Origin of the sequence: Bacillus sp. ABP14 (genome assembly GCF_001831375.1) — a bacterium.
Taxonomy (GTDB): Bacteria; Bacillota; Bacilli; order Bacillales; family Bacillaceae_G; genus Bacillus_A; species Bacillus_A paranthracis.
Genome location: NZ_CP017016.1, coordinates 847,605 through 865,193 on the forward strand (window position 1 = coordinate 847,605; position 17,589 = coordinate 865,193).

Genomic DNA, 17,589 nt, shown 5'->3' on the forward strand with positions numbered 1-17,589 from the left:
TCCTTTTATAATGACTCATATTTTAAGACATGGATGGCTGTATCCATAACTTCGCAAAATTTGCCCAACCGAATGAATCAATTGTTACGTTTTTTAAAGAAGAAGGGTATGTCTTTCTTTTTAAAACGTGATAGTTAAATAAAATGATGTGTTCTGTTTGTAAAAATTCTTCGATCTCATACATGAGCTCATAGCGCTTCTCCTTATTTTCTTCTAATAAAAATGTATCAAGTAAACAGTTAATTTGTTTTTCATAGTGCGGGTCCATGAACCGGTTTACGAAGCAACTTTTATTTTTAAATACATTTAAGAATGCAAGTTCATGATCGGCAGCAAACACTTCTCCCATGAAAATAATATCGGCATGTTGATCGATAGAACGGTTCATATAATCTGAAACGAGAAATGGGTGAAGCTCTACTTGTATACCTAAACTTTCACATCGTTCTTTTAAGAAATATGCATCATTTGCACTATCTTTAAATGCGAAGAAGTAAATATGTATCGTCTCTCCATTATAAGTGCTCTTTTTTAAATACTCTTTCGCTTTTTCTAAAGAGTAGGACCTTTTAGTAGCTTGGCGGCTTCTTTCAGGGAAAAAGCTTGATGCAGCAATTGTTCGTCTACCCTCTATGCTACGAAGTATCGTTTCAACATCATATAGTTCTCTCCAAGCCTTTCGAAAGTAAATGTCGTGATGAGGACCAGGTTTTGTAAAGTTGAATCCAGCATAAATACAACCTATTTCTTCTATTTGTATATCATGCCTTTCATTTTCTTCTTCATTTGGTAGTTCATAATCAGCATCGATTTGTACATGATCCGGAATACCCCAAAATTCAATACGATCTAATAATGCGCGCTCTTTAAAATAATGAGTGAACGCTTCGAGTACGATATTGTCTTCAGAGTAATGAGCAAGTTTGAAAGGTCCAGTACCTATATAATGATGATTTTGAATAACTGCATCATGTGGCAAAATTGCTAGTTGTATGGAACTTACATAGTGTAAGAAGAAAAGGTTGGGCTTTGCTAAATGGAACCGTATTTGCAGTGGTGATGGCGTTTCAATTTGAACAATTTCTTCTGTTAACCATTCGAAAGGAGAGTGAACTTCTTTTAGTCTTTCAAATGAAAATTGTACATCTTTAGAAGTTAAAACTGTTTCGTTATGAAAATGAATGTCCTTTCGTAAATAAAAAGTCCACGTCAGCCCGTCTTCACTTAATTCCCACGTATGCGCAATGTGTGGCTCCATTTTTTCCGTAACATCGTTATAAACGACTAACGTATCAAAAATTTGACTTGTAAGATGGCTTTCTGTAGTTACAGCCACAAAAGCCGGATCTAAGGGGAATATCTTTCTCGATATAGGAATTTTTAATATGTCGTACATATCATTTGAAGGTTCGTATCCAAAATGATGATGTAGTTTATTTTCTATCTTTTTTTGAAGTGCAAGGGGGAGAGGTTCTTTTAAAAGAAGAAAAACGTCCTTTAATTTTTCTCGCGCTAACAGTTCATCTGTATAGGACTCAATCGCTTCTACGAAATTATGTATAAATAGAATTTCTGTTTTATTTCCGCGTCCTCGCCCTGGAGTCCAGCTAATTAATTGTTCCTCGCTCATTTTCTTTAATAAAATCTTTACGTTTTTCGTACTGCAATATAAAACATCCGCTAATTCTTGTAAGCTATTTCGCATATGTTGTTGATCTTGTGCATGTAGTCTTAGTCTAATGTAATAGTCCATAATTTTCATATATACACTTCCTTCTATTATAAAAGGGGAAACTCTTTAGAATATTCTAACCTTTTTCTTCCTTTTTTTCAAAGTAAAATAAGTAAGCATAAGGAGGGGGAAACAATGGGATTTTGGAGTATGCATCGAAATATAAAAATTAGAATTATAACTTCGTTTTTAACACGTACTGTATCCACGATGATTTTTCCATTTATGGCGATTTATTTTTCAATAAAGTTAGGTAGTGCGATTGCTGGTGCGTTACTACTTATTAATGTCATAGCTTCGTTAGTAATTGGTTTATACGGTGGATATGTTGGAGACCGGCTTGGTCGTAAAAAGGTGATGATTATCGGTCAAAGTATACAAGTCATTTCCATTGCTTGTATGGGGATTGCGAATTCCGATTATGTAGATTCACCGTGGCTAACATTTATATTTATGTTAGTGAATAGTTTAGGATCTGGACTTATGAACCCTGCGACAGAGGCAATGTTAATTGATGTAAGTACACCTGAAAATCGAAAAGTGATGTACAGCATTAACTATTGGGCAATTAATTTATCCATTGCGATTGGAGCGATATTTGGCGGATTACTATTTGAGAACTATAGATTGCAATTGTTTATCGGATTAACAGTGATTGCAGTTATTACTTTATATGTGATGGCTGTATATATGGAAGAAGTGTATGTAGCACGGAAAACGGTGGAGAAGAAAAATGTATTAAAAGATATGGCGGATAGTTATAAAGTTGTGATGAAAGATAGAGCGTTTTTAATTTTTTGTGCAGCAAGTATATGTACGTTATCTTTAGAGTTTCAAATTAATAATTATTTAGGAGTACGTTTGCAGAAGGAATTTGAAACGGTGCACTTTTTATTCGGGAATGGTGTTACGTTTGATTTAACAGGTATTCGCATGCTGAGCTGGATTTCTGCAGAGAATACAATTTTAGTTGTATTATGTTCAGCACTTCTTATTAAAATGCTGAAAAGCTTCAACGATTTGAAAATATTATATGTCGGCTTATTCATTTATACAATTGGATTTACAATACTCGGAACGAGCAATAGTTTATGGATTTTATTAATTGCAGGGCTTTTCCAAACGGTAGGCGAGATGATGTATGTGCCAGTGCGTCAATCTATTATGGCAGATATGGTACCAAATGAGGCGAGAGGTTCATATATGGCGATTAACGGAATGGTCTTTCAAGTGGCAAAAATGAACGGGGCATTGGGTGTTATGCTAGGTTCATTTATCGCATCTTGGGGTATGAGCGCTCTGTACTTTATCGTTGGTATGAGCAGTATTTTATTATTTATGAAGGCGATTGGGAGAGAGAAGTATGAGGGGGAGGTTTCTCAGATTGGATAAAACGATATGAAAAGCGATGCTAGAAATCGCTTTTCATATGGCTTTTAAAACGGATCAACTTCAGCTAAATTTGGAGTGGTGCTCGGTTGTAGTAAAAGATTTTTTAACGTTCCTACTTCAGAAAGAGTGACTAATATGTAGCCACTAATCAGTACAATAAGTCCGATGACGCGTAACGTTTGTAAGCTTACTTCATTATTATTCGTTTCCGTTGGATTTGGGGGCGTTGAAGGTGGATTGTTATTCATAAATAAGGCTCCCATCTTTTGTATTTATATATTTGTAAAATCATTATTTAACTTATGGATAGGAATCGTATAGTCATTTTCACTATATGAGAACTGCTTATGAAAAGTGATTAGAAGTTCTGGGGAGAGAAAAGAGGGTGTATAAAAAGATTATTAAAATAAGGTTCTTTTTTGTTTTTCATACAAATAAAAAGATTAATCAAAGTAGCTAAATAGCTACTTTGATTAATCTTTAATAACTATCCCAATATACGCAACGATTCTTCAATAAACGCCGGGATGTCCTCAGGTTGTCTACTTGTGACCAGCTGATTTTGGCATACGACTACTTCTTTATCGTGAAAGTTTCCGCCGGCGTTTTTTAAATCGACTTCAATAGATTTATATCCAGTCACATCGCGTCCTTCAAGTGTTTGTGCAGTGATGAGTAATTGGGGTCCGTGACAAATAGCAAAAACAGGTTTTTCCGCATCCATAAATGCTTTACTAAAGCGAACGAAACGCTCATCTGCACGAAGTATATCTGGGGAAAATCCACCCGGTATGAAGAGCGCATCAAAGTTTTCTGGAGAAACATCATCGATACCTTTATCAATTACAACTTCACTTTTTCCTTGCTTACCGTGTACCGTTTTCCCTTTTTCTGCTTCAATAGTTGTTAATTCATATCCCTTTTGTTTAAAAGCTTCTGCTGGCTCTGTGTATTCTGTGTCCTCGAAATAATCCGTTATTAAAATAGCAATTTTTTTACTCATTCTAATCCGCTCCTTATATTATATTATCGGTTCCAGAATCGTCCTTGGGCAATGCCTTCTATAAATGACTCAATTGAAGTGTTTGTTAAGTTGTAAATTCCTGCTCCATCTAATTTGATTTTACTATTGTCTAAAGCATGAGGATCGCTAAGGACATAGGCTATCGGTTTAAAGTGTTTAAAAGTAGTTTCTGCAAATTCTAAAACAGGGGGTTGAATGACAGACTCACTACTAAACACTAATACTGCATCAAAAAGTGAAGAGTCTGTTGTTGTATAAGTATCCGTTACTTTAATGGAATCATTGAACTGATGAATTTTATTATCTATGATGCTATAGTTCATTCGGTGTTGTACAAAAGCTTGAATCCATTCGGACAGAAGGGAGACGCTTGGGTCACCATTCAATAGAATTGCCACATTTTTGGAATTAGCTTTAAAAATAGTGTTGGACATACTTAGTGCAGGTGATTTTGCATCCGAATTTATTTCGTGATTTTCTTTAAGCAAAGGGGCTCCAATCATGTTAGCGACTTCCTTTGCTAATTGACGATCGACGTGGTTTAAAAGAGCAATTACATTTGCCTTCACCATGTCTGATTTGCACTTCCCAACTTCAAAGCAAAATGCATCTTTTATGTGCTGCTTTTCAATAGGGTTCATACTATTGTAGAAAAGTTTAGCTTGCGAATAAAAGTTAAGAAAGCTTTTACTGCGCCCCCTAATTTTATGTCCATCAATCTTTTCTTGATAATGCTCATATCCGCCCTGTTCAGCTTGCACGGTTGCTGGTTGATTGTTATTTAAGCCATTAGGGTGATAGCTTGTTTGACCGCGATGAATCTGCATTTGATGCATGCCATCACGTTGATTATTATGAAAAGGACATACGGGCTGGTTAATAGGAATTTGGTGAAAATTAGGGCCTCCTAAACGAGATAATTGTGTATCTGTATAGGAGAACAATCTTCCTTGCAGAAGAGGATCATTTGAAAAATCAATACCTGGTACGACATGGCCAGGGTGGAAAGCTACCTGCTCCGTTTCTGCAAAGAAGTTATCAACATTTTTATTGAGTGTCATTTTACCAACTAGTTTTACAGGAACTTCTTCTTCCGGCCATAATTTCGTTGGATCTAAAATATCAAAATCAAATGCATGCTCATCTTCTTCTGGAATTAGCTGCAATCCAAGCTCCCATTCTGGATAATCCCCTTTTTCAATTGCTTCATATAAATCTTGACGATGGAAATCAGGGTTTTTCCCAGCAATTCTTTGAGCTTCATCCCATACTAATGAATGAACTCCGAGGGTAGGTTTCCAGTGAAATTTTACGAAGTGGGCTTTTCCTTCTTTATTAATAAGTCGAAATGTATGAACCCCAAAACCTTCCATCATTCGTAAACTACGCGGAATAGCCCGGTCGCTCATCTGCCACATAACCATATGAGTAGACTCGGGATTGTGCGCAACAAAATCCCAAAATGTATCATGAGCGCTAGCTCCCTGAGGAATATCATTATGTGGTTCTGGTTTAACTGCATGGACAAAATCAGGGAATTTTATAGCATCTTGGATAAAGAATACTGGCATATTATTACCTACTAAATCATAGTTACCTTCATCTGTATAAAATTTTGTGGCAAATCCGCGCACATCTCTTACTGTGTCATTGGATCCTTTAGAGCCTTGAACGGTCGAGAACCGTACAAATACAGGTGTCTTTTTTGAAGGGTTAGTAAGAAAATCTGCTTTTGTATATGCCTCTAAAGATTCATAAAGCTGAAAATAACCATGAGCGCCAACTCCGCGTGCATGAACAATTCTTTCAGGAATTCGCTCGTGATCAAAATGGGTCATTTTCTCTCGAAAGTGGAAATCCTCCATTAAGGTTGGGCCTCTTAAGCCCATCTTTAAAGAGAATTCATCCTCGGCTATTTTTACTCCTTGGTTTGTTGTTAAAGCATGTTTGCGTTGATTATCCGTAACGTGGTGTTCCAATTGCTCCATTTTTTTATTCACAATATAGGCCCCTCCTTTACGCTGTTAATTAATAGATACCCTTTTTGTTAGGATGTAAACATGTATTATCGTTTTTGTATGTAAAAATCATAAAACGTTGGTTGTACCAGTGATTCTTGTTTGAGAAGGGAAAATAAAAAAGCCAAGGAGATACTTTATTTTCTCCTTGGCATTTAAGATAATTCTTTTCGTTAAAACGAAAAAACGCGTTGTTTCGTTTTTGGTACAATAATAAATTTGATCCAGAGTAACCCGACAATCATAATGATAAGGCTATGTAAAAATTGACCTGTAGCAATGAGTATAACAATTGAAAATATAATGAGCTGAATGCTTAGCAATATAAAGATTAAGTGAAGAAATTGATTCATTCGTTTTTCAGTATCAATTGGATATAATGCTACAATAATATTTCCCGAAAAATATTTCCATAGGGAACGGAGCTGCATAGAGATCATATATAGAACGATATATGCGATAGCGCCTTTTGCGTATATGTTTGGTATAAAATATAAGGCGAAGGCACCAATCAGCCCTAAGCGAATATATATACCGAAATAATCATTCCCGCGTAAAAATGCGAGTGTATGTAAATAGAAGAAAGTTGCTCGTTTTTTATGTAATAAAGGTTCAATCCAAGTTGTAAGCCATTTTCTTTTATTTACTTGCTTATTTAGTTGCGGAACATCGGTGAAGATGCTAGCAAATTGATAAAAACGAATGTTCATTTTTTCTTCTTGTTCAATTATGTAATCCCACGGTATTCGTTTTGTAGGCTGCTTTTTCGTATATAGAAGCAGGAAAGCAAGCAGTAAAAGTAATCCCCCTAATATGAGAATATTTGCTGAGTAAAACAGCATGTAAATAATGAGTGCGTTACAAGTAATACGAATGATAAGCCAGATGCTTTTTTCATGACTATCACGCCACATCCAATGTATGTATATGTTCCAAGCTTTCGTAACCATTAAAATGATAAAGATTGTACATAAGAAAGGTATCGTTAATTGTAATGATTGCAGTGCAAGCGGAACGAGAATAAGAAACGTAAATAATAATGGGAAAAGCTGAATGATGTAATTGTATAGAAGAGATTTTTTGAAATAAGATGTTAATTTCTCTTCTAGTGCTAGTAAATAGACAGCATCAGGTTTTTGAATAAATGTACGGATCGGGCATCTCGTTATAATGAATGTAAGTACAATCGTGATGAGTAGTAAAGATATTCCTTTAGAAGGAGATGCTTTTAGAAACTGAGCATAGTAGTATGCACCAACGCATGAAATAAAGATAAAGCTATATAGTAAACCGTTAATCATACGTGCAAAGTATGTAATGATATTTTGCATATGTTGTTGGAAGCGACTGCTCCATAGTGATTCAATTGACATGTTTTTCACCTCTTTGTTCTATTATATATGTTTTGCAAAAGAAAAAACGAGCAAATTGCGTTATGCAACTTGCTCGTTTTTCTTTTCGTTATTTTTTTTCTGATCACGATTCATTAATGGGTAGAAGGCAAAGCCGATTACGAATAAACCGATTCCGAGAAGGAATGTTTTTATATCGGCTGCACCTGTTTTAATAACCCATAGTGCATAACAAAGTGCGATTACTGCGACTATACCATCTGTAATTCTTGCTCGCATTTCATTTTTATATGTTTCACCAGTTGCGACTAGTTTTAACTGGAAGATTGGTGAAACGAGATATGGAATGAGGTAGGCCAGTGTTGATACGGTAATAACGAATGTATAAGCTTCCGCAATTGTTCCTGATAATGTTGAGAATAAGAACACTTGCGACATAATGTTTGTTAATCGTAATGAATAAATTGGACTTCCTTTTTTGTTTGTTTTTGTGAAGAAGGAAGGGAAGAAACCTTCTTTTGCTGCTTGATACGGTACTTCTGAGCTTAATAAAATCCAGCCTAAGATGGAACCGAATAGGGAAGTAAGAGCAAGTAATGCCATCAGTTTCCCTCCGCCATGACCCATTGCAGCGTTTAGTGCGTCTGCTAAAGGACGTTCAGAAGTTTGTAATTTATCAATGTGAAGTACACCCATTGTTAAAATTGTAATTCCTAAGTAAATCGCAACTGTAATAAGTAATCCCGCAACTGTTGCGCGTTTTACCGTTTTTGGAGAAACGGCACGGTTTGATAAAAGAACCGCTGATTCAATTCCGATAAATGCCCAAAGCGTCGTAAGAGCAGCTAAGTTTACTTGTGAAAGAAGGCCATGTGATACACCTGATTTATCGATCATCGGTGTGTACCATTGTCCAAACTTAGAAGCTTCGAATGCAAATAACGTAACGACGATGAATAATAGGAATCCAGTTACTTTCGTTGTTGTTGCTAAGAAGTTTAGCTTTCCAGCTCCGCTTACACCGTTTGTTAATATAATATGAGTTCCCCAAAGTAAGATGGAACAAATCGTAAATGTAATTAGTTTTCCGACTTCTACATTAAAAGAACCGATTGAAAATAGTAGTCGTGTATCTTTCATAATCGGGAAGAAGAGTGATAAATATCCCGCAAATGATGTAATGATGGCAACGTTACTTGCCCAGTTTGCAACCCAATAGCCCCATACCATACTGAAACCAGCCATTTTTTTCTTTTTTGGTGTTGAGAATAAAGCATATGCATGACTTTGTGGTCCTGTCGTTAAATCAGGACGACGAATTGCTAAATTACCGAAAACAAGAGCTAGCATTAAAACACCAAACCCTGTTGTTAACCAAGCTAAAGTGACACCGAGAGGGCTTGCTGTTTGTGCCAACGTACTTGGCACCATGAAAATACCAGCGCCAACCATGTTACCGACAACGAAAGCTGTGAGTACCCAAAAGCCCCATTTTTTTTGTTGCATAGAAAATACCTCCAAAGTTAGTATAACCAAGTCAAGCGAGGAGATATGTATGTCTTCCTGAGTCAGGAAGAGAAGTTCCAAACAAAACAAAAAAAGCACGTAATTTGCCGCTACATGCTTTCTATCTTATAAGAAACCCACGACATACCTCTCGATAGCTCTCCACAAACGAAACGTTTGTGACAGTTCTGCACTTATTAAGTAGCAGACCCAGCAAGCGTGCATGGTGGACACGGGCTTACTTCGGCAATCATTCCTTTCTCATTCGTTCATCAATGCCACTACATCTCCTGAAATGATACTCTTAATGACTGCAACCTCTACCTCACCGAGATACGAATGAGGATTTAAATATTAATTTAACGTATTTAAGAGTAACAAATGAATTTTTATACGTCAATGGATATAGTAATAATCAGATTATAGAGAAGAGTTTGTGATTAAAAGCAAGAGGGATTATTATGTAATATTGAATTTTCATAATATAATAAATGTTATTGGTGCTAGATGATTGAAAAGGGGATGAAGTATATGTCTGTATGTCATAAACATTCAGTAATAGGTGTGTTAGATTCGGGAGTTGGGGGATTAACAGTTGCGAGCGAAATTATAAGACAATTGCCTAAAGAGAGCATTTATTATATTGGTGATAATGAGCGTTGTCCGTATGGGCCAAGAAGTGTAGAAGAGGTACAATCTTTCGTATTTGAAATGGTTGAGTTCCTCAAACAGTTTCCGTTAAAAGCTCTAGTTGTAGCATGTAATACTGCTGCAGCTGCTGCATTGACTGCGCTGCAAGAAGCACTTTCTATTCCGGTTATTGGCGTTATACATCCAGGAGCAAGAGCGGCAATTAAAGTGACAAAGAAAGGGGAAATCGGAGTAATTGGAACTGTAGGTACGATAAAATCTAATATGTACGAAAAAGCATTGCATGAGCTTGATACATATTTGAAAGTGCATAGTCATGCGTGCCCGACTTTAGCTACAGTTGTAGAAAATCAATTAGAAGATACAGCATATGTAACCGAGCAAGTGAAACAAGCTTTACTGCCATTAATGAAAGAAAATATAGATACGCTAATTCTCGGATGTACGCATTATCCACTTTTAGAGTCCTATATAAAAAAGGAACTAGGAGAGGATGTAACGATTATTAGTTCTGCGGAAGAAACAGCGATAGAGTTAAGCACAATTTTACAGCATAAAGGAATTTTGTCTGACAATCTGAATCCTGAGCATCGATTTTTTACAACAGGCTCTGCCTTATCATTTGAACATATTGCTGAGCGTTGGCTAGGATATCACATTTCTGTAGAATGTGTGGATTTACCCGTAAAGAATGCTCGCATCTGTAATTAGACTGTATTAAAGTACTTTTTGTTTAATAAATTAGGTTAGTTGCATAAGAAGGAAAAAATGCACTTTTAATTGAAAGGATTAAGGTCATTTCAATTAAAGGAGAGGTTTGATTATGGAATTATCAAGGTCTCAACTATTTGCTTTAGAGTATATTTCAAAATATGCAGAGAATGAAAAACGTGAGGCGAAAGCAACAATTAATCATATACTTAACATGTGTAATATTACAGATGAAATATTTGAAGAAGCTGTCGCTAACTTGAAATCTCATGCAAGGATCGCTTTACACTTTCATCCAGACAGACTCGATTCGAGTATGAAAAGTGTTGCTGAAGCATTGTTTGAGCAAGGAATATATAAAAGTCAGTTTGAAACATTGCTATCTAACGGAAGCGTATCTGCTTATCCTGGCGGTGAACGTGACCTTTGGGAACAGAGAATATTTGGAGGAGCATATCAATTGGAAGGTGTAACGAATGATCAACGGCCAAAGTATGGGGCGCTAAATTTGATGTTACATCCAGATGGGCCGGCTCCGCGTTTTGGATCATGTTATTTTCTCTTATCTCCAAAAGTTTCTTCTCGCTCTACATATACGTATTTAGATTCGCATCAAGATCCAAAAGAAAAGGGGACTTATGAGGAGTTTGATATGATTTTAGCTGCTCTTTTGGAAGAGACATTCGTAAGAGAGTGTGCAATTGGTGAAGGGAATTTGACTCCAACAAGATTAGTTAATCATTTACTGGCTAACCTGGAAAGGCCGTTTGTAGATTTAATAAACAAAGAGTCAGCCCGTAACCTTAATCATTATATTGAAGCACAGGTCCATGGAGATATTTCTCTTAAAGAAGACGTGGAAGCTCTTGTTGTAGATCCTTCATTTAAGGGTACGGATGTAGGAAGAACTTTAGAAGAAATTTGTATGAAGTATGCTATTGATTTGTATTGGCACACAGGTTTTGTACTTATGGTAGACGACGTTCCAATGAATTTTAGAGGTGCAAAAATGCCATCTTTAGCAAGACGCATTGCACGGAATCATTGTATCGATGCAAATATAATCGGTTCTGCTGTAGCGGATTTGAAACGCAATCCATTATCTTGGAGTGATCGTGGAACTTATGAAGAAGTGCTTCAGGAATTAAAATTATTATGGCATGTTTTAGTTCGATTTGGAAAACCAAATCGGAAGTAGAACGAAATACTCCGTTTTTGGGAAGTATCTATATAGAAAAGAAGCTGATCTAAAATTAGATCAGCTTCTTTGTATAAGATTAAACTAAGTTTAATACAGTTACTTTTTCACGTGTCATAGACTCAAGGCTCTTACGAATACCTTGTGCGCCCATACCTGAACCTTTTACACCGATGAATGGGAAGTGGTCAGGACCGCGCTCTGTGCGTCCGTTAATTTGAACAGAACCAGTTTCGATTTTGTTAGCAATTGCAAATGCTTTGTTAATGTCTTTAGTGAAGACACTTGCTTGCAGACCGAACTCTGATTTGTTAGCAATTTCAATTGCTTGCTCATCTGAAGAAACACGGATGATTGGAAGGATTGGGCCAAATGGCTCTTCCCAAGCAACTTTCATTTCTTCAGTTACGTGGTCGATTAATGTTGGGTAAATTAAGTTACGCTCACGTTTGTTACCGATAACGATTGTAGCACCTTTTTCTACAGCGTCGTCAACTAAGCCTTGAACGAAGTCAGCAGACTTATCGTCGATTAATGGAACGATTGTGCTGTCTTGTTCTGGAGATCCAACTGATAGTTTAGCTACTTGCTCTTTTAATAAGCCAACAAGCTCGTCTGCTACGTTTTCGTGTACAAGTACACGTTTAATAGCTGTACAACGTTGACCAGAGTAAGAGAATGCACCGCTTACGATATGGTTTGCAGCATCTTGTAAGTCAGCATCTTCACGAACGATACCAGGGTCTTTACCACCAAGTTCTAATACAAGTGGAATCATTGAAGCTTTTTTCGCTAAATGTTTACCTGTGTTTGTACCACCTGTGAACGATACCATATTGATGCCTTCGTGTTCTACTAAGTAGTCACCAATTACAGAACCACGTCCTGTCGCTACGTTTACAAGACCTTTTGGAAGGCCAGCTTTATGAAGTGCTTCCACCATTTTAATACCGCTAATTGCACCTTGAGTTGCTGGTTTGAAAATAACAGCGTTACCCATAATTAATGCTGGTGCAAGTTTTGCAGCAGATAAGTTTACTGGGTAGTTAAATGGTGCGATTGCTAATACAACACCAAGTGGTGCGCGTTGGATAATCGCAAGTTTTGATTTTGTACCGCCCGGGAAGCTATCGCCCATCATGCTTTCTCCGTGCATATGTAAAGCTTCTTCGATCGTATAACGAATGAAATCAGCTGTACGAACAACTTCTTTCTTCGCATCTTTATATCCTTTACCGACTTCTTTCATAATGATATCGGCAATTTCATCCTGCATATTTACAAGCTCATCAGCCCATTTATATAAATACTTTGCGCGATCTTGTAGAGAAGCTTCCGCCCATGATTTTTGAGCTTCTTTTGCAGATGCAATTGCTTCATCTACTTCTCCGCGAGTAATTGCTTGTACTTGTCCAATTACTTCGTGTAAGTATGGAGATGGAATTTCGATTGTTTCTCCTGAAGAGCTTTCTCTCCATTCTCCATTTAAATAAAATTTGTACGTATTGCTAGTTGTCATGATTAGTCCTCCTAAAATAGCAACTTGTAAGAGTGAGTATAAGGTGATTGTATGGGGTTTGATAACATTTTTCAAATGAAATATTTGTGAAAACGATTTCTTATGAAGTTTTTATTTTGTATGCCCTTTCTTACAGAACATTCCCTTATTTCGAAATGATGGATCATATATTTTTATTCAATTTGTAAAAAACAATTGACAGAATACTCAATAAAGTTATAAGATTATAAATGGAAAATAAATGAAGGGGGTGTGCGTAATGATTGTAATCGTAAATGTAATGGGTTTAGCTCTGTTAAATGGCAGAAAACATTTATATCATTACGCAACCCGTGCGGATATATAGGGCATTTTTGTCTTATAAAAAGCGTACGTTGCGTATATCGTAACGTACGCTTTTATGCATTTTTTGTGCATATCGTCAAGCGGCGGTATGCTTTTTTTTGTTTATTTTCCATGTTACTAAATAAAACTTTGGAAGGCGGAAAAATGTGATGAGATTGTATGGGTTACGAAATGTAAATGTAATGGGTCTGGATAGCGGATAAAGAAATGAGAGATAAATGAGAACGAGAAGGGAGAGATTACATTGTTTTCAGTATTACTAAAGTTAAAGTGGTTTTTTAAGGAGCACTGGAAGAGATATAGTATCGCCATTGGAGCTCTTTTAATTGTGAATATAGTGGAAGTTATCCCCCCGAAAGTGTTAGGGGTTACGATAGATAATATAAAAACAGGAACGTTATCGAACGAAGCTATTATACAGTCTATTCTTATTTTAATTGGGGTTACGATAGTTGGATATGGCCTCACTTTCGTATGGCAACATCAATTGTTTGGCGGTGCATTCGTGCTTGAGAAAACGATGCGCTCTAAATTTATGGGGCATTTACTTAAGATGACGCCGACGTTTTATCAAAAAAATCGTACTGGTGATTTAATGGCGAGAGCAACGAATGATTTAAAAGCAATCGCTATGACCGCTGGTTTCGGTATATTAACGCTCGTAGATTCGAGTTTATATATGCTTACGATCGTCTTTATGATGGGATTTACAATTAGTTGGGAGCTTACATTTGCGGCACTTATACCACTTCCAATTATGGCATATGCGATGAATATATATGGAAAGAAATTGCATGAAAGATTTACAGTTGCGCAAGATGCGTTCGGTGATATGAACGATAAAGTATTAGAATCGATCGCTGGTGTGCGCGTGATTCGTGCGTACGTACAAGAAAATGCAGACCAAGAAAGATTTCATCAGTTAGGGGATGACGTCTACGAAAAGAATATGAAAGTAGCTAGAATTGATGCATTATTTCAGCCAACTGTAAAAATGCTTGTCGGTCTTAGTTATTTAATTGGTTTAGTGTATGGTGCATATCTTGTATTCCAATCAAAGGTGACACTTGGTGAACTCGTTTCCTTTAACGTGTATTTAGGGATGATGATTTGGCCGATGTTTGCAATTGGTGAATTAATTAATGTTATGCAAAGAGGAAATGCGTCACTCGACCGTGTAAATGAAACGTTAGCGTATGAACCAGATGTAAAGGATCCGAAACATCCAAAGCTTGTACAAGAGCCGGATTATATTCAGTTTGATGATGTTACCTTTTCATATCCTTCATCAACTGAAACAAATTTAAAAAAGGTTTCGTTTACATTAAAACAAGGGGAAACGCTTGGGGTTGTTGGAAAAACAGGAAGCGGAAAAACGACGCTCGTACGTCAGCTTCTTCGCCAATATCCGCTTGGAGATGGAGATATTGCAGTCTCTGATGTGACGTTAGATCAAATGACGAATGAAAATGTGCTTGGATGGATTGGTTATGTACCGCAGGAACATATTTTATTCTCAAAAACAGCGAGAGAAAATATTTTATTCGGAAATAGGGAAGCGACGGAAGAGGAACTCGAGAAAGCGATTGAAATTGCGGCGTTTAAAAAGGATTTAGAGTTTTTACCAGAAGGGTTAGAAACGCTTGTCGGAGAGAAAGGTGTTTCTTTATCAGGAGGGCAAAAACAAAGGATTTCAATTGCACGAGCTGTTATTCAAAATCCAGAAATTTTAATTTTGGACGATTCTTTATCAGCTGTTGATGCTCGTACGGAAGCGGCGATTATTGAAAATATAAGAACAGAGAGAAGCGGAAAGACGACGATTATTACGACGCACCGTTTATCTGCCGTACAACATGCGGATTGGATTCTCGTTATGGATGAGGGAGAAGTAATGGAAGAAGGTACGCATGATCAGCTTATCCGAAAGGGAGGCTGGTATGCGGAGCAGTTTGAAAGACAACAAGGTGAAAGTGAAAGTGCGGATAGTGGGGTGAAAATATGAGCGTTTCAAAACGATTGTTTCAATATGCGATGAAAGTGAAAGGAACGATTTTTGCAGCGATGCTAATGTTATTTATTTTCGTCATCGCAGAGCTTGCTGGTCCTTTCGTCGCGAAAACGATGATTGACGATCATATCGTTGGAATAGAGAAACCTTGGTATGAAACAGAAAAGAGTGAAGAGGCTGTTTCGTATAATGGCGCCTTTTATAAGCGAAGCGATCGCTTCCAGGAAGGTGAGAAAAAAGGAAAAGAAGTACGCGTGATGCAAGTCGGTTTTCAATATTACTTTGTGCCGAATAAAGTGAATGCTGAAGGATCACGTACTGTAAAAGGTGATATGATTACCGTTCAAAATGGTAAGGCGGTGCAAGTGTATAAAGCGAAAGCATTAACGAAAGAAGAAGTGTTTGCGTTTTATAAACCAGAAATAAACCGACTATTATTACTGGGCGGTGGCTATTTTGCTTTATTAGTAGTCGTTTCATTATTTGCATACGGAAAGCAATTTTTCTTACAGAAGGCAGCGAACAAAATTATTCAAATTATGAGGGAAGATGTCTTTTCTCATATCCAAACGTTGCCGATTCGGTATTTCGATCATTTACCAGCAGGGAAAATTGTATCGCGTGTAACGAATGATACAGAGGCTATTCGTGATTTATATGTAACGGTGCTTGCAACATTCGTTTCAAGTATCATCTATATTATTGGGATATTCGCTGCGCTATTTTTACTTGATGTAAAATTGGCGACGTTATGTTTACTCATCATCCCAATTTTAATTGTTTGGGCTATTTTATATAGAAAGTACGCGTCTGTATACAATCATAAAATGCGTTCGCGTTTATCTGATATTAACGGAACAGTGAATGAATCCATTCAAGGGATGCCAATTATTCAAGCGTTCCGTCAAGAGCGTGAAACGAAAAAAGAGTTTGAAGAATTAAATGGCGATTATTTTAAGTATCAAAATAAAATTTTGAATTTAAATGCAGCAACTTCTCATAACTTAGTAGGTGTATTAAGAAATATCGCTTTCACAGGTGTGATTTGGTATTTCGGTGGTGCTTCATTAAGTGCTACAGGCGTCATTTCTCTAGGGATACTATATGCGTTCGTTGATTATTTAACACGATTATTCTCACCGATTACAAATATGGTGAATCAGCTTGCTAACTTAGAACAATCGCGCGTTGCATCAGAACGTGTTTTTGAATTGTTAGAGGAAAAAGGGGAAGCAGTAGAAGAAGAACGTATACCTCGCTTACAAGGAAATGTGAAGTTTGATAATGTGTCGTTTTCTTATAATGGAAAAGATGAAGTGTTAAAAAATATTTCATTTGAAGCGAAACAAGGCGAGACAGTCGCACTTGTCGGTCATACTGGCTCAGGAAAAAGTTCCATTATGAATGTACTTTTTCAGTTTTACGAGTTTGAAAAAGGAAAGCTTACGATTGACGGTCATGATGTAAAAGAGATGCCGAAACAAGCAACTCGTGAACATATGGGAATTGTACTGCAAGATCCGTTTTTATTTAGCGGAACAGTAGCATCTAATGTTAGTTTAGAAAATGAAAATATTTCAAAAGAGCGCATCGTAAAAGCATTGCGTGATGTAGGTGCTGAAAGATTTGCGAACAATATAAATGAAGAAATTACGGAGAAAGGAAGTACACTTTCAACCGGAGAACGTCAGCTTATATCGTTTGCTAGGGCGCTCGCTTTTGACCCAGCCATTTTAATTTTAGATGAAGCGACATCTAGTATCGATACAGAAACAGAGGCGATGATTCAACAAGCGCTAGAAGTTGTGAAAAAAGGAAGAACGACATTTATTATTGCCCACCGTCTTTCAACAATTAAAAGTGCAGATCAAATTATCGTGCTTGATAGAGGGACGATTTTAGAAAAAGGGTCTCATGATGAATTAATGAAAAAGCGCGGGCGTTATTACGATATGTACAAAACGCAAATGGAAGGGAATCAGAGCGCTTAATAGGTATGGGGAGGAACTTGTGATTTTCACAAGTTCTTTTTTTAGTGAATCAGGACTGTTAAATAAGAAGTATTATTTTACCTTTCGTACAATAAATGCTATATTAAAAAATGTTACTTATTTTTTGTATGTAGCATTA

Annotated in this window: 12 protein-coding genes and 1 riboswitch; of the genes, 5 read left to right on the forward strand and 7 right to left on the reverse strand. The window is 36.7% G+C overall.

Features of this window, described 5'->3' with window-relative positions; genetic code table 11:
* Positions 1-22: 22 nt before the first annotated feature.
* Positions 23-1,783, reverse strand: coding sequence for an SgrR family transcriptional regulator (locus BGI23_RS04435; RefSeq protein ID WP_157441020.1), 1,761 nt, complete (start codon positions 1,781-1,783; stop codon positions 23-25).
* Between the two features lie 84 nt (positions 1,784-1,867).
* Between BGI23_RS04435 and BGI23_RS04440 the strand changes: the two genes are divergently transcribed.
* Positions 1,868-3,124 carry an MDR family MFS transporter gene (locus BGI23_RS04440; RefSeq protein WP_000508188.1) on the forward strand — a complete coding sequence of 419 codons (1,257 nt, stop codon included), beginning with the start codon at positions 1,868-1,870 and terminating at the stop codon, positions 3,122-3,124.
* A 44-nt stretch (positions 3,125-3,168) separates the two neighbouring features.
* Here the strand turns inward: BGI23_RS04440 and BGI23_RS04445 are convergent, their stop codons facing one another.
* The 5 genes from BGI23_RS04445 to BGI23_RS04465 all read right to left on the reverse strand — a co-directional run bounded on the left by BGI23_RS04445 (position 3,169) and on the right by BGI23_RS04465 (position 9,024).
* Entirely contained in the window at positions 3,169-3,372 is a 204-nt protein-coding gene (locus BGI23_RS04445; protein ID WP_001063866.1) for a hypothetical protein, read from the reverse strand.
* Positions 3,373-3,611: 239 nt separating this feature from the next.
* Positions 3,612-4,127, reverse strand: a complete 516-nt coding sequence (locus tag BGI23_RS04450; protein ID WP_000037518.1) for a type 1 glutamine amidotransferase domain-containing protein — start codon at positions 4,125-4,127, stop codon at positions 3,612-3,614.
* Between the two features lie 23 nt (positions 4,128-4,150).
* Entirely contained in the window at positions 4,151-6,148 is a 1,998-nt protein-coding gene (locus BGI23_RS04455) for a catalase (RefSeq protein ID WP_070805317.1), read from the reverse strand.
* A gap of 191 nt (positions 6,149-6,339) precedes the next feature.
* Entirely contained in the window at positions 6,340-7,539 is a 1,200-nt protein-coding gene (locus BGI23_RS04460) for an ABC transporter permease (protein ID WP_070805318.1), read from the reverse strand.
* 60 nt (positions 7,540-7,599) lie between these two features.
* A complete protein-coding gene (locus BGI23_RS04465; RefSeq protein WP_070805319.1) occupies positions 7,600-9,024 on the reverse strand; it encodes an amino acid permease in 1,425 nt (474 codons plus the stop codon).
* Between the two features lie 147 nt (positions 9,025-9,171).
* Positions 9,172-9,355, reverse strand: a riboswitch (Lysine riboswitch).
* 200 nt (positions 9,356-9,555) lie between these two features.
* Here BGI23_RS04465 and racE point away from each other — a divergent pair.
* Complete coding sequence (gene racE, locus BGI23_RS04470; protein ID WP_070805320.1) at positions 9,556-10,386, forward strand: glutamate racemase; 831 nt, start codon at positions 9,556-9,558, stop codon at positions 10,384-10,386.
* A 112-nt stretch (positions 10,387-10,498) separates the two neighbouring features.
* A complete protein-coding gene (locus BGI23_RS04475) occupies positions 10,499-11,584 on the forward strand; it encodes a DUF3626 domain-containing protein (RefSeq protein WP_070805321.1) in 1,086 nt (361 codons plus the stop codon).
* A gap of 79 nt (positions 11,585-11,663) precedes the next feature.
* Here the strand turns inward: BGI23_RS04475 and gapN are convergent, their stop codons facing one another.
* A complete protein-coding gene (gene gapN, locus BGI23_RS04480; protein ID WP_000213631.1) occupies positions 11,664-13,103 on the reverse strand; it encodes an NADP-dependent glyceraldehyde-3-phosphate dehydrogenase in 1,440 nt (479 codons plus the stop codon).
* A gap of 589 nt (positions 13,104-13,692) precedes the next feature.
* Here gapN and BGI23_RS04490 point away from each other — a divergent pair.
* Positions 13,693-15,453 (forward strand): ABC transporter ATP-binding protein, encoded by a 1,761-nt coding sequence (locus BGI23_RS04490; RefSeq protein WP_070805322.1) that lies wholly within the window; start codon positions 13,693-13,695, stop codon positions 15,451-15,453.
* Positions 15,450-17,450 carry an ABC transporter ATP-binding protein gene (locus BGI23_RS04495; protein ID WP_070805323.1) on the forward strand — a complete coding sequence of 667 codons (2,001 nt, stop codon included), beginning with the start codon at positions 15,450-15,452 and terminating at the stop codon, positions 17,448-17,450. Before BGI23_RS04490 ends, BGI23_RS04495 begins: the two co-directional genes overlap by 4 nt.
* Positions 17,451-17,589 lie beyond the last annotated feature (139 nt).

Excerpts from the sequence above, each read along its gene's own strand:
- BGI23_RS04475 (WP_070805321.1), top strand. The coding sequence starts at position 10,499 with ATGGAATTATCAAGGTCTCAACTATTTGCTTTAGAGTATATTTCAAAA.
- BGI23_RS04460 (WP_070805318.1), bottom strand. The coding sequence starts at position 7,539 with ATGTCAATTGAATCACTATGGAGCAGTCGCTTCCAACAACATATGCAA.
- BGI23_RS04495 (WP_070805323.1), top strand. The coding sequence starts at position 15,450 with ATGAGCGTTTCAAAACGATTGTTTCAATATGCGATGAAAGTGAAAGGA.
- gapN (WP_000213631.1), bottom strand. The coding sequence starts at position 13,103 with ATGACAACTAGCAATACGTACAAATTTTATTTAAATGGAGAATGGAGA.
- racE (WP_070805320.1), top strand. The coding sequence starts at position 9,556 with ATGTCTGTATGTCATAAACATTCAGTAATAGGTGTGTTAGATTCGGGA.
- BGI23_RS04450 (WP_000037518.1), bottom strand. The coding sequence starts at position 4,127 with ATGAGTAAAAAAATTGCTATTTTAATAACGGATTATTTCGAGGACACA.
- BGI23_RS04440 (WP_000508188.1), top strand. The coding sequence starts at position 1,868 with ATGGGATTTTGGAGTATGCATCGAAATATAAAAATTAGAATTATAACT.
- BGI23_RS04445 (WP_001063866.1), bottom strand. The coding sequence starts at position 3,372 with ATGAATAACAATCCACCTTCAACGCCCCCAAATCCAACGGAAACGAAT.
- BGI23_RS04465 (WP_070805319.1), bottom strand. The coding sequence starts at position 9,024 with ATGCAACAAAAAAAATGGGGCTTTTGGGTACTCACAGCTTTCGTTGTC.